This is a genomic window from Bradyrhizobium canariense (assembly GCF_018130465.1).
Taxonomy (GTDB): domain Bacteria; phylum Pseudomonadota; class Alphaproteobacteria; order Rhizobiales; family Xanthobacteraceae; genus Bradyrhizobium; species Bradyrhizobium canariense_C.
In genome coordinates, this window is record NZ_JAFCKJ010000015.1 from 123,340 (window position 1) to 136,343 (window position 13,004).

Annotated in this window: 13 protein-coding genes; 6 read left to right on the forward strand and 7 right to left on the reverse strand. The window is 63.7% G+C overall.

What is annotated here, in order from left to right; translation table 11 throughout:
- Positions 1–99: 99 nt before the first annotated feature.
- Entirely contained in the window at positions 100–1,017 is a 918-nt protein-coding gene (locus tag JQ591_RS30015) for an NAD(P)-dependent oxidoreductase (RefSeq protein WP_211399657.1), read from the reverse strand.
- Between the two features lie 115 nt (positions 1,018–1,132).
- Here JQ591_RS30015 and JQ591_RS30020 point away from each other — a divergent pair, with 115 nt between their 5' ends.
- A complete protein-coding gene (locus JQ591_RS30020; protein ID WP_211399591.1) occupies positions 1,133–1,969 on the forward strand; it encodes a transporter substrate-binding domain-containing protein in 837 nt (278 codons plus the stop codon).
- A gap of 15 nt (positions 1,970–1,984) precedes the next feature.
- On the opposite strand, the gene JQ591_RS30025 is transcribed toward JQ591_RS30020, so the two are convergent.
- The gene (locus JQ591_RS30025) at positions 1,985–2,650 is read right to left on the reverse strand and encodes a TetR/AcrR family transcriptional regulator (protein ID WP_249137895.1); all 666 of its coding nucleotides are present in this window, start codon (positions 2,648–2,650) and stop codon (positions 1,985–1,987) included.
- 19 nt (positions 2,651–2,669) lie between these two features.
- Between JQ591_RS30025 and JQ591_RS30030 the strand changes: the two genes are divergently transcribed.
- Positions 2,670–3,554, forward strand: a complete 885-nt coding sequence (locus JQ591_RS30030) for an NAD(P)H-binding protein (RefSeq protein ID WP_211399592.1) — start codon at positions 2,670–2,672, stop codon at positions 3,552–3,554.
- A 51-nt stretch (positions 3,555–3,605) separates the two neighbouring features.
- On the opposite strand, the gene JQ591_RS30035 is transcribed toward JQ591_RS30030, so the two are convergent.
- Positions 3,606–3,827: a hypothetical protein gene (locus JQ591_RS30035; protein ID WP_211399593.1), complete on the reverse strand. Its 222-nt coding sequence runs from the start codon at positions 3,825–3,827 to the stop codon at positions 3,606–3,608.
- Between the two features lie 85 nt (positions 3,828–3,912).
- Between JQ591_RS30035 and JQ591_RS30040 the strand changes: the two genes are divergently transcribed.
- Genes JQ591_RS30040 through JQ591_RS30050 form a run of 3 tightly spaced genes read left to right on the forward strand, consistent with a single transcriptional unit; the run spans position 3,913 to position 7,272 of the window.
- On the forward strand, positions 3,913–4,377 hold the full coding sequence (locus tag JQ591_RS30040; protein WP_211399659.1) for a (2Fe-2S)-binding protein: 465 nt from the start codon (positions 3,913–3,915) through the stop codon (positions 4,375–4,377).
- 1 nt (position 4,378) lies between these two features.
- On the forward strand, positions 4,379–6,631 hold the full coding sequence (locus JQ591_RS30045; protein WP_211399594.1) for a xanthine dehydrogenase family protein molybdopterin-binding subunit: 2,253 nt from the start codon (positions 4,379–4,381) through the stop codon (positions 6,629–6,631).
- 8 nt (positions 6,632–6,639) lie between these two features.
- Positions 6,640–7,272, forward strand: coding sequence for a hypothetical protein (locus JQ591_RS30050; protein ID WP_211399595.1), 633 nt, complete (start codon positions 6,640–6,642; stop codon positions 7,270–7,272).
- A 38-nt stretch (positions 7,273–7,310) separates the two neighbouring features.
- On the opposite strand, the gene JQ591_RS30055 is transcribed toward JQ591_RS30050, so the two are convergent.
- The 4 genes from JQ591_RS30055 to JQ591_RS30070 form a co-directional block, all read right to left on the reverse strand.
- On the reverse strand, positions 7,311–7,469 hold the full coding sequence (locus tag JQ591_RS30055; RefSeq protein ID WP_211399596.1) for a hypothetical protein: 159 nt from the start codon (positions 7,467–7,469) through the stop codon (positions 7,311–7,313).
- A gap of 129 nt (positions 7,470–7,598) precedes the next feature.
- Positions 7,599–9,263, reverse strand: coding sequence for a carboxylesterase/lipase family protein (locus JQ591_RS30060; RefSeq protein WP_211399597.1), 1,665 nt, complete (start codon positions 9,261–9,263; stop codon positions 7,599–7,601).
- A gap of 24 nt (positions 9,264–9,287) precedes the next feature.
- Positions 9,288–10,766 (reverse strand): carboxylesterase/lipase family protein, encoded by a 1,479-nt coding sequence (locus JQ591_RS30065; protein WP_211399598.1) that lies wholly within the window; start codon positions 10,764–10,766, stop codon positions 9,288–9,290.
- A 23-nt stretch (positions 10,767–10,789) separates the two neighbouring features.
- Positions 10,790–12,130, reverse strand: a complete 1,341-nt coding sequence (locus JQ591_RS30070; RefSeq protein ID WP_211399599.1) for an MFS transporter — start codon at positions 12,128–12,130, stop codon at positions 10,790–10,792.
- A 207-nt stretch (positions 12,131–12,337) separates the two neighbouring features.
- Here JQ591_RS30070 and JQ591_RS30075 point away from each other — a divergent pair, with 207 nt between their 5' ends.
- On the forward strand, positions 12,338–12,988 hold the full coding sequence (locus JQ591_RS30075; protein ID WP_211399600.1) for a TetR/AcrR family transcriptional regulator: 651 nt from the start codon (positions 12,338–12,340) through the stop codon (positions 12,986–12,988).
- The last annotated feature ends 16 nt before the right edge of the window (positions 12,989–13,004 follow it).

Here is a 13,004-nt window from a genome sequence, read left to right on the forward strand (position 1 = left end):
TTTTGTTCGGGGCTGGCGTAGGACAGGCCGACAGGGCGCGCAAGATCGAAAGGCTTCCCACACCCTGCGCAGGCGTCATGCCCGCCCCTGCTGGTTGCACTACCGCCCATTCGCGATGATGCGGCGGCAATGATCGAGCGCCGCGCCGATAAGATTGTCGCTCGCCTCGGGCGTGCGGAAAGCCGAATGCGCCGACAGCGTCACGTTCGGCAGTTTCGTCAGCGGGTGGCCTGGCGGCAGCGGCTCGACGCTGAAGACGTCGAGGCCGGCATGGGCTATGCGGCCCGTGCGCAGCGCATCACACATCGCGTCCTCGTCGACCACGGCGCCGCGCGCGGTGTTGATCAGGATGCTGCCGGCGCGCATCCCCGCGATGCGCTCGCGCGACAGGAAGCCTTTGGTCTCGTCGTTGAGGAGCAGATGCAGCGAGACGACGTGGCTGTCCGCGAGCAGCTTCTCCAGGGATACGAACTCGACGCCGGGATGCGCCTTCGGTGTCCTGTTCCAGGCAATCACCTTCATGCCGCAGCCGAGCGCCATACGTGCGGCTTCCGCAGCGATGCCGCCAAAGCCGATCAGCCCGAGCGTCTTGCCGGTGAGCTGCACCGCGTCACGGCGCAGCCAGTTGCCCGCGCGCATGCCGCGATCCATCTCGCCAAAACTCTTTGCGGAGGCCCACATCAGCGCGATCGCGCATTCGGCAACCGCCGTATCGCCATAGCCCTTGATGGTGTGAACCGCGATGCCGCGTTCGGCAAGATCTTCCGGATTCATGTAGCTGCGCGCGCCGGTGCCGAGGAAGACGATATGCTTCAGGTTCGTGCACTTCGCGGCGACCGCGGTCGGCACCGCGGTGTGGTCGACGATCATGATCTCGACACCATCGAGCAGCCCGGGCAGGTCCTCGGGCTTGATGGAGGGATTGCGGTTGATGCCGACCGGCAGATCCTGTGAGCGCAGCAGCTTTTCGGTCACCGCGGCGAGGGTGTCGTTGGCATCGACGAAGAGAGCGCGCACGGGGGTGTCTTTCATGTCGGGATTAAAGAAATACCGTATTGCATTTACCTCTGAATACAGAAATAGTCCAGCCGCCGGGTTCAATGTCCATAGGCGACTGCCCAGGAGAACTGCCATGAATCGCAGGGACGCACTCACCACTGTCGCCCTCGCCGGTGCCGCGATCGCCGCAACCGGCTCAGCCAAGGCCGACACCGGACCGGGCTCGACGCTCGAGCGGATCAAGAAGAGCGGCGTGCTGCGGATCGCCGTCATCGCCGGCCAGGATCCCTATTTCCACAAGGACCTCACCACCAATCAATGGTCGGGCGCCTGCATCGACATGGCGACCGACATCGCCGCCAAGCTCGGCGCCAAGGTCGAGACGCTGGAATCGACCTGGGGCAACCAGATCCTCGATCTCCAGGCCGACAAGATCGACCTCGCCTTTGCCGTCAATCCGACCCCGGAGCGCTCCCTGGTCATCGACTTCTCCACGCCCATCCTGGTGCATTCCTTCACCGTCATCACCAAGAAGGGTTTTGCCAAGCCGCAGACCTGGGCCGAGTTGAACAAGCCCGAGGTCAAGATCGCCGTCGACATCGGCTCGACCCATGAGACGATCGCGCGCCGCTATTGCCCCAAGGCGACAATCCTCGGCTTCAAGGAGCGCAACGAGGCGATCCTCGCCGTCGCGACCGGACGCGCGGACTGCAACATCTCGCTGGCCGTGCTTTCGGTCGCGACGTTGAAGAAGAACCCGACGCTCGGCGAACTCTCGGTGCCGCGTCCCTTGCTCACGCTGCCGACCAATCTGGGCATCCGCGCCGAAGGCGACCGGCGCTACAAGGATTTCCTCAGCGCCTGGGCCGACTACAACCGCGCGCTCGGGCAGACCCGCGAATGGATGCTGAAGGGCTTTGAGGCCGTCGGTCTCAGCGCGGACGATATCCCGGGCGAAGTTCAGTTCTGACGGCAGAATCAGACTTTACGTTGGGGGGGCCACGACGGCCGGGCGCAATGGCCACGCTGTCATTGCATGTTCTACAACGCGGCGAAGCTCGCCAACAGTCGCGCCCGCTTGCGGCAAATTCATTATGGCCTGCAACACGCCGAGATAGTGCCACGCCAATCCGTCGATGTCGGCTGCCGCCGCCAATTCTCCATCTGCGACCGCCTCACGCAAAATCTCGACGAGGATCGCGCGCTGCTGCGTAAGTCCCTGCCGCGCGACCGACTGGCCTGCCGGGGGCAGATCGACCATCTCGGCACAAGATCGGGCCAGCATGCACCCAGCGGGTCGCACCGTCTTGCCTCCCCTGGGCAGGAATTCGTGCAGCAGCGCTTCGAGCTGTTGGCGCTTCGTGTTGCCTCGAACGGCGTTCATCCGCCGCACGACGCGCTCGACGTAAGTCGAAAGGACTTCCTGGAACAGCCCGTCCTTGTCTTGAAATCGCTTGTACATGCTGGACCGCGACAAACCCATCGCTGTCGTCAATTGATCGATTGACGAGGCTGAATAGCCGTGACGCCAAAACACGTCCATCGCGGAATTGATCACGGCATCGTCATCGAATTGGGGTTTTCCGCTCATCGTATTCCCGCTTGACATCTTGGAATGATCGTTCCAAGTATCCTGAACTGATCGTTCCAAGATACTGAAGGTTATCCGGATGTTCAACCCCTCCCAGCATAGCGCCGGCCGTCCACGCATTGCGGTCGCCGGGGCCACAGGTCGCGTGGGCTCCGCCTTGATCTCGAAACTGGTCGCCGAACCGGTTGACCTTGTGGCGTTGACCCGCACGCCGGGCGCTGAACGCCTGCCGTCCGGTGTCTCCCTTGCGACCGTGGACTTCGATGTACGGTCAACTCTGGACGACGCGTTGCGCGGCGCTGACCGTCTGTTCCTCGCCCACGGCACGTCTCCCCGGCAGGTCGCCAATGAGATCGCGCTGATCGACGCAGCCGTGGCCGCCGGCGTCAGCCACATTGTGAAATTGTCCGTGTTGGGACCGCCATCTCGGCTGCATCCGTTGGACTGGCATATGCAGATTGAGGCGCATCTTGCGGCCTGCGACGTGGGCTTTACGGTTTTGCGGCCTTCGAGCTTCGTTGACATCCTGGCGCGGGCTGGCGCTCCAATCGTCAATGACACATGGGGCGGGGCAGCGAGCGACGGATTGGTCAATCTGATCGACACACGCGATGTCGCAGATTGCGCTTTTGCCGTCCTTCTCGAGGATGCGCACGCGACGTCTCAACGCGCCTATCACCTGACCGGGCCAGCCGCAGTGAGCATGCCTGGGATAGCAGACGAACTCTCCGGATTGCTCGGTCGCGTCGTCACATATCGCCACCGAAGCCCTGCGGAGCAGCGTGAGAATCTGCTCGGTTCGGGACTCAGCGAATTTGTCGCCGACCTGCTGCTCGGTCTGGATCGCCTTTTCTATGAATCGGTCCTCGCAGAAACCACCTCAACTGTTCGCGAGTTGACGGGCCATGCTCCGCGTCCTGTAACCGATTGGCTAAGCGACAACATCTCGCTGTTTCGAAAATAACCAAGGCTCTGCGGCGGTGCATCATGAGTCTAATCTCATGGTGCTGCATCGCTACATAGCGGCCGCAGCACTGAACGCGGCCACCACATGAACGAGGGCACTTCCGCGGCGTCGGTTCCTGCGCTGATCGCCTTCCGGACGATCAAAGACAATTGAATCGATTTCGATCGCCCTGAAGGCGCGACAAAAACACACACCGTCGTCGTCGTGCGAATTTGCAAATGCCGCGGCGGCACAGTTTGACAACATCGCCACATCAGCGACACGCTGCATGTGCCGGTCCAACAATTCGACGACGCTCGCTGGAGCGTACTCGTTCGACGTCACGTCGCGCGAGGACGCGCGAAAGGACACCGATATGATCGAGCTCACGGTCAATGGGATCAAGCGCCAGGTCGATGTTGTTGCGGAGATGCCTCTGCTCTGGGTGCTCCGCGACGAGCTCGGCATCACCAGTCCCAAATACGGCTGCGGGGTCGCGCAATGCGGCGCCTGCACCGTCCAGATCGACGGAATGGCGGTCCGGTCCTGTCAGGCGCATATCGGCGAGATCGCAGGCAAGTCGGTCGTCACGCTCGAAGGGCTGGAAAAGCGGGACCAGCACCCGGTTCTGCAGGCCTGGATCGAACATCAGGTTCCACAGTGCGGTTACTGCCAGACCGGGCAGATCATGCAGGCCATCTCGCTTCTCGATCTGATCTCCCAGCCGACCGACGAGGACATCAACGAGGTGATGTCCGGCAATCTCTGCCGTTGCGGCACCTATCCGCGCATCCGCGCCGCGATCCATGCGGCCGCTGCAAAGAAGATGGCGGAGAAGTGAGATGGGTCACATGCAGAACCTCTCCCGCCGCGCTTTCGTTTTCGGCTCCGCCGCGATCGCCGGCGGCATCGCTTTCGGCGCCTTTGGTACGGCTGAAGCGGCTGCCACCGCCGGTGACAATCCGCTGACCGCCGGCCTCGGGCCGAACTCCGTGACCTTCAATCCCTGGGTCGAGATCAGCCCGGAGAAAATCACGCTGATCGCGCAGCATGCCGACATAGGCCAGGGCGTCGGCTCGGTGCAGCCGATGATGATCGCCGAGGAGATGGATCTCGATCCCGGCCAGTTCGAAGTTCGCTTCGCCAGCCCCAGCCCCGCCTATTTCAACACCGGCTTCGCCGACGAGTTCGCGCCGTTCGTGGCTGCGGACCAGAGCCCCGCCGCCGAGGAAGCGCGCGCCAAGACGCTCGAATGGCTGAGGCAGTCCGGGCTACAGATGACCGGTGGCTCGAGCACGCTGCCGGACACCTATGAGAAGCTGCGCGTTGCCGGCGCGGTCGCGCGCGAGACGCTGAAGGCCGCCGCCGCCAAACGCTCCGGCGTGGCAGTGGCTGACCTGCGCACCCAATCCGGCCATGTGATCCTGCCCAACGGCACGAAGGTCGCCTATGTCGATCTCTCCGCGGACGCCGCGAAGATTTCGCCGGTGCTCGATGCCAAGCCGCGCGATCCTTCGAAATGGCGCATGCTGGGCAAGCCGATGACGCGCCTCGACATCCGCGACAAGGTCATGGGCGAACTGAAGTTCGGCATCGACCTGAAGATAGACGGCATGCTGTACGCCGCCGTCAAGCTGAACCCCGGCAAGGGCCAGCCCCTGAAGTCATATGACGCCAGCAAGGCACGCGCGATGCCAGGGGTCAAGAAGGTCCTTGAAATCAAGAACGGCATCGCCGTGATCGCCACGAACAGCTGGTACGCCATGAAGGCGGCCGACGCCGTCATTTGTGAATGGGCACCCTCGGCCTATCCCGCGGAGCAGGCCGACCATTGGAAGGTGCTGGAATCCTCGTTCAAGCCGGAATTCCTCGGCAAGGAGTGGCGCAAGATCGGCGATATCGAGGCCGGCTTGAAGACAGGCAAGCTCGTCGAGGCCGAATACCGCGCGCCTTACGTGGCGCATCAGCCGCTCGAACCGCTCAACGGCATCGGCCTCGTCACCGACAAGGGGATGGAGATCTGGGTCAGCCACCAGAGCCCCCGCTTCGTGCAATATGTCGCGGCTACGGCGATCAGCCTCAAGCCGGAGCAGATCACCTTCCACAATCAGTGGGCGGGCGGAAGCTTCGGCCACCGTCTCGAATACGAGAACGTCCGCGTTCTCGCCGAGATCGCCAATCAGATGAAGGGAACGCCAATCAAGCTGGTGTTCTCGCGCGAGGAGGATTTCCTCCAGGACATTCCACGGCAGATCGCGATCGCCCGGCACCGCGGCAGCGTCGACCAGGGCAAGATCGTCTCGGCCGATCTGCAACTGGCCTCGACGACGCCGCTCAAGGGACTGCTCGAGCGGTCGGGCAGGCCTTCGAAGGATCCTGACGGGCAATTGGCCGCCGGGCTGTGGAACGTCTATTACGACATCCCCAATTTCCGGGCCACGAGCTACGAGGCGCAAGGGCTGTCGCCGAGCACCACATGGCGCTCGGTCGGCGCCTCGACATCGGGCTTCTTCACCGAAAGCTTCATCGACGAGCTGATCCATGCCGCGGGCCTCGATCCCATGAAGGCGCGCATCGCGATGTGCATCGTGCCGCACTATCGCAAGGTGCTGGAGACGGTCGCGGAGATGTCGGACTGGAAGGGACCGCTCGGCAACGGCCGCGGGCGCGGCGTCGCCTTCGTCGAGTCGTTCGGCACGCCGACGGCCGAAGTCGTCGAAGTCTCGGTGACGGAAAGAGGCATCCGGATCGACAAGGTCTGGATCGCGGTCGATGTCGGCAAGGTCGTCGATCCCGTCAATTTCGAGAACCAGGTGCAGGGCGGCGTGATCTGGGGGCTCGGCCACGCCATCAATTGCGAGCTGACCTACGCCAAGGGCGCGGTGCAGCAGACCAACTACAATCATCACGAAGCGATGCGGATTTACCAATGCCCCGTCATCGAGGTGCGCGGGCTCGAGAACGATCCGAAGGTGAGAGGCGTCGGCGAGCCGCCCGTTCCGCCCGCTGCGCCCGCACTTGCGAATGCGATCTTCGCCGCGACCGGTAAGCGCATCCGCGAAATGCCGTTCAACAAGTTCATCGATTTCGTGTGAGCCGGGCCATGAAGAGATCACTGATCGCGCTCGCCCTCGCCGCTTCCGCCATTGCGGCCCTCACCGGAATCGTCGCGGCCAAGGACGAAGCCAAAAAGGACGTTCTGCCGCCCGGCAGCATCAGCCGCGCCGAGGGGCTGGAGGCCTGGAAGCGCATTGAAGCCGTGGTGACGCATCCGCGTTGCGCCAACTGCCATGTCGATGCCAAGGCCATTCCAATCTGGACACCGGCGGGCGAAACCAGGCCGCGCATCCATGGCATGAACATCCACGGCGGCGACAGCCGCATCGGCGCCGAGAAGATCGCCTGCTCGACCTGTCACATGACGTCAACCCAGGCGAATGAGCCGGCACCGTCGCCACCGCGCGCCGGCATCGACTGGCAGCTTGCGCCGGTCGCCTTCATCTGGTTCGGCAAGAGCGGCGCCGAGATCTGTGCGCAGCTGAAAGATTCCAAGCGCAACGGCGGTCGCGACGCCGCGGGTCTCGTCGAGCATCTCAGGCACGATGCATCGCTGAACGGCTTCATCCCGCGCGGATGGGCGCCCGGGGCGGGTCGTACGACGCCGCCCGGCACGTTTGAGGATCACGTCAAGGACATGGCCATGTGGGGCGCCGCCGGGCAACCCTGTCCAAACTGACGGCGACGAGCACGCACGCGCGGTGAACTCGCAGGAGCCTAGAATAAAGCGGCGTTGAGGGCCTGTCCGTAGATCATTGCGGCCACGAGTAAGAGCAGCAGGCCCGCTCCCGAGAAGATGACGACGACTTTCAGAGGCTCGACATCGACATTGGTTCCCGTCGCGCGGGATATTGCTCTTGCCAGTGCAGCAATCATCGCCAGCTCCGAAACGGACCGCGCGGAAGCGGGGCCTCACTTCATCTAGCGTCACTCGCCACATTCGCATGTGAAACAGATTACAGGTGTGATCGTGCCGAAGCGCCCTTATCGGAAGTCAACTCCGCCCTAGTCCCGCGACACCCGCGGCGTCGAGGGCGTGACGTTCGCCGGCGTGTGGAATTCGAGGCGCGCGCGGTTCTCCTCGCGCACGCCGCTATCGTCGCCGAATTCGACATAGGTCTGCGCGTCCTGCTTCCATTGCGGCCAAGGTGTCGCCGGCGTGCCCGGATTTCCCGTGCGCGCGAAGGCTATGAGCGTGTCCATCATGCGCTCGGACAGCGCGCGGTCGAACTCGGTCCAGACGCGCGTGGTGCGGAACTTGTTGAAGGCGTCTTGCGTGCCGAACCAATAAGGGACATCAGAGGTGTGATAGGCGCCGATCTTCTGCGGGCTGTCGAAGAACTCGACACCGGGCGCAAAGGGATGCACGCGCGAGAACATGTACATGTAGAACGGCGCCTTGCCGGTCTTCGTCTGCGCGGCGGCCCAGTTGCGCGTGCCGATCTCGACCAGCCCCTCGCGCGCGGCGAGCAGGCCCATGGCCTTCGCCTCGTTGTCGGTCTTGGCGGGATAGAGCGAGAGGAAGCGGTCGGCCTGATCGCCATAGAGTTTTCGCGCGGCCGCGACATAGGCTTCGAGCGTGCCAGCGGTACGCAAGTCGTTCGAGCTCTCGTCGCTGGTGAAACCGGCGACAGTCGCAACATCGTTCTGCTTGCCGGCCGCAAAGATGTTCGGGACGGTGTCGGGCAGCACGTAGCCATCGATATCGGGCGTGACGGAGATCGTGCCGGCGCAGCCGAGCTGGCAGTCCTTCTGAATTGCAAGAATCTTATCGGCCTGGATCTGCCGCATCTCGGCAAGCGAGGGCGCACCGAGCGCCGTCTGCACCTCGAGGCCGATCTTCTCGGCGGCCGGCAGCGTCGGGAATTTGAAGCGGCTGTCGAACATGCTGAGACTCATCGCGAAACCGCGATTGAACAGGCCTTTCGCCAGCGGACTTGCTTCGAGCGCGGACACCGACATGGCACCTGCAGACTGCCCGGTGATGGTGACGTTGTCGGGGTCGCCTCCGAATTGCGCGATGTTGCGCTTGACCCATTGCAAGGCCGCGATCTGGTCCATCAAGCCGTAATTGCCGGAAGCATGGTTCGGCGATTCTGCGGTCAGTTCGGGATGGGCGAGGTTTCCCAAAATGCCGACGCGGTAGTTGAAGCTGACGAAGAGCGTGCCTTTCTTCGCAACGGCTTCGCCGTCATACATCGCCATGCCGCTGGAGCCGAGCGTGAAGCCGCCGCCGTAGATCCAGACCACCACCGGCAGCTTTGCACCCGATTTCGCATCAGGGTTCGCCCAGATGTTCAGATAGAGGCAGTTCTCGCTCGTCGCCTCCTCGCCGAAATAATGATTGAGGTTGTGCCGGCGCAGCACCTGAATGCACTCCGGTGCCAGCCGATCGGCGTGATAGACGCCCTTCCAGGCCTCGACCTTCTGCGGCGCCCGCCAGCGCAAGTCTCCGAGCGGCGGCGCGGCAAAGGGAATGCCGAAATAGGCCTTCACGCCGGACGTCAGCACCTTGCCGGAGATCGCACCGCTATCGATGCTGACAGGATCTTCAGGGATCGGTGTAGCGACGATCTGCGCCGCCGACGGCATGACGGCCAGCAAAGAGAGGATTGAGGCCATCGCACAAACCATGCGCGAGAGCGCGCGCCCGCTATCTGAATTGCTCATCCGATCTCCCCTTTGCTTTTCTTGTCAGGCGACCGCTCCGGGACGGGCGGTCAGCTCCGCCCACGCCCGGAAGCGCGCGCCGTCGTTGAGCGGAATAACATGGAACGGCTGACTGAAGATTGCGAGGGGCTCCTTGGCGGGCTCAAACCTCGGCCAGGCTTCCGCGATATCCGGCACGCCAGCCGTGACGAAGCGCAGCACATTGGCCTGAAACCGCGCCGCGACGTCGATGTCTTCGGGCGTCATCGGGCCGCCCATGCGCTTGAGGATCGGGCGATCGATGAAATTTGGCAGATGCGCCCAAAGACAGGCATTGTCGGCACCATGAGTCGGCCCTTGCGACAGGAACGGCTCCAGCGCCGGACGATGGTCGAAGCGGCTCAGCCACACCGCGCCGCCCGCAGTGGCATGAACCCGCGCAAGATCCGACATCGGGCGATGCCAGAACGCATCCGACAGCAGCGCTTCGTACGGATCCTCGTCGACGCGCGCCGTGGCGCGGTAACAGGACAGCAGGCGCTCCCAGCCGGCCTCTCCGAATGCCGCACGAACCTGCCGCTCGGTGGTGCGGATCATCGCGGCCGGCGGCATGCTCTTCAAGAACATCGCCATCTCGTCGCGGCAGGAACCGAGCCAGAGCGGAATGTCGCACAAGCTGCCGTCGGCAAAGACCTCGCGCGGCTCATGCGGGATCACCGTGCCGTCGAGCACCGGCCCGAACAGGGTGCCTGCCTCGGTCTCGTCCGCGAGCCTGCGACTGACACGCTCCACCGCCGCGAAGAGAGTTGGCAGCGGCACGGACGTGATCGCGCCGGCGTCGCCCGCCAGATCGAGTTCCTCAAGCACGCGGCGCGCGACGTCGTCGGCATGATCGGCGCTCATGATGTTTCGCCCGGGCGCACTGAGCGCAAGGGCGCGGATGAACTTGCCTCTGGCCTGCGGCAGGGTTGCGAGCGCGATCACCATGGAGGCGCCAGCGGACTGGCCGGACAATGTGATTGCGTCCGGATCGCCGCCGAAATTTGCAATGTTGGCACGCACCCAGTCGAGCCCGGCGAGCGCGTCCGACATGGCGAGGTTGTTGGCCTCTCCAAAGCCATGGCGATGCAGTTGCAGGAAGCCGAGCGGGCCAAGCCGGTAGTTGATGGTGACGATGACGGCCGGGCCGTGCGCGGCGAGGAAAGAGCCGTCATAATCGGCGCCACCGCCGGTGACGAAGGCGCCGCCATGAATGAAGAACAACACCGGCAGCGGGTGATCCGCCGCCGGCGCCCAGACGTTCAGGCTGAGACAGGACTCTTCAATCGCAAGATCGAGATGACCGGGCTGCGGCGCATATGCACCGTAATCCGTGCAATGGCGCGGCTCCGTCCACGCAGCCGGCGCCACCGGCTTCGCAAAGCGCCGCGCGATTGCGAACGGCACGCCCTTGAAGGCACGCACGGCCCCCTGCTCGACGCCGACAACCGGCCCATTCGTAGTCGGAACTGCGTTGGTCAGCATGCGATCGCTATCCTGTCTTTCGCTCAAGCTCGCCGCTTGCCGAGATCGGCCATGTCGACATTGTGGGTTTCGCGCGCGGTGGCCGCTGCTGCCGCCGAGATCACGCAGCAGCAGGCGACGAAGATCGCGACTGGGATCCAGCCGTTTGGTCCCTCGCCGACCAGGCTCGCGCTCACCAACGGCGTGAAGCCGGCGGCGAGGAACCCGAGCTGGGTGCCGATCGCCGTGCCGGAATAGCGCACGCGCGCATCGAACATCTCGGCGTAGAAGGACGGCCAGATCGCATTCGGCGCGGCGTAGATGATTCCGGACAGAATCATCGCGGCGGCGAAGATCGCGATCGTATTGCCCGACGTCACCACCATGAAGTAGGGAAACAGCAGCACCGCGCAGCCGAGCACGCCGCCAATGAACACCGGCTTGCGACCGATCTTGTCGGCGAGCAGGGCCCAGAGCGGCTGGGTGATCAGCGCCGTGACATTGCCGAGCACGCCGGCCCACAGCATGGTCGGGCGTGCCACGCCGAACTTGGATGTGACATATCCGAGCGTGAACACGGCGGTCATGGTGCTCACGGTCGCGATCAGCGCGCAGGCAATCACGCGCAGCACGTCGGGCCAGTAGTCGCGCAACAGCGTGACGACGGGAAAGCGCGCAACTTGCGCCTTGCCCTTGATGTCCTCGAAAACAGGCGTTTCCGGCATGGTCCGCCGTACCAGATAGGCAACCAGCAGCACCAGCGCGGAGAGCAGGAACGGAATGCGCCAGCCCCAACTGAGGAGCTGGTCTTCCGGCAAGCTCGACACCGGAATGAACACCAGCGTCGCCAGGATCGCGCCGGCCTGGGTGCCGCTCAGGGTCCAGCTCGTGAAGAAGGCGCGGTTGGAGTTGGCGGAGTGTTCAAGCGTAAGCGAGTTCGCCCCGCTCTGCTCGCCGGCTGCCGACAGGCCCTGCAACAGGCGCAGCAGCGTCAGGATGACAGGCGCGGCGTTGCCGATCGCCTTGGCATCCGGCAACAGGCCGATCGCGAGCGTCGATCCGCCCATCAGCACCAGCGTGAACAGCAGCACGGTCTTGCGTCCGATGCGGTCGCCGAAATGGCCGAGGATGACTGCGCCGACGGGCCGCGCGATGTAGCCAATGCCGAAGGAGAGCAGCGCGAGCAGCGTTCCGGTCGCAGGATCGACATTGGCGAAGAACACTCTTGGGAAGATCAGCGCCGCCGCGGTGCCGTAGATGAAGAAGTCGTAGTATTCGAGCATGCTGCCGACGAAGCTGACGAGCGCCGCGCGCTTGGGCAGCTTGTTCGGTGTGGCTTCCGCGCCGGACGCTTCGTGCAGTGATGCGGTTGACGTCAACGTCATTGAAATCTCCTCCCCATGTGTCCGGTGCGGTTCGCGTCAGGCCGTCCGCCGCGCGCGTTTTTGTGGTTCTGGTTGCCGCAACCTTGGTTTGGGATCATAATGTACGAACTAGTACGTTTATGCAATACGCGTTGGATCAGTGCCCCGGCGGGTGAAATTTGCCTTCACCTTCAAGATGATCCGTGGAAACTGGCGGGAGAAACAGCGATGCTCGAGCGCATGCCGCCCCTATCGAAGCGCACCAACGACCCCGAGCGCACCAAGCGCGACATCCTCGAAGTGGCGATGCAGGAATTTGCCTCGGAAGGCTATTCCGGCGCCCGCGTCGATGCGATCGCAGCGCGGACGCGCACGTCGAAGCGGATGATCTATTACTATTTCGGCGGCAAGGAGCAGCTCTACCTCGCGGTGCTGGAGGAGGCTTATCGCAGCATCCGCGCGCTGGAGGATCAGCTCGATATTGCGAGCTGTGACGCCCGCGAGGGATTGCGGCGCCTGATCGAAGCGACCTTCGACCATGACGAGCGCAATCCGAACTTCATCCGCCTCGTCAGCATCGAGAACATCCATCACGGCAAGCACCTGAAGCAGAATTTGCAGCTGCGCCAGCTCAACGCCAGCGTGATCGCGACGCTCGACGGCATCCTCAAGCGCGGCCGCGAGGAAGGTGTCTTCCGCGACGACGTCGACGCCATCGACCTGCACCTGGCCATCTCCTCCTACTGCTTCTTCCGCGTCGCCAACCGCCACACTTTCGGTGCCCTGTTCGACCGCGACCTCAGCGAGGCCAGGGTGCTGGCGAGGAGCAGGACGCAGATCGTGGAGATGATCTTGGCGTGGCTGGCGGCGAAGGGGTGACGGGGCGAGGATCGCG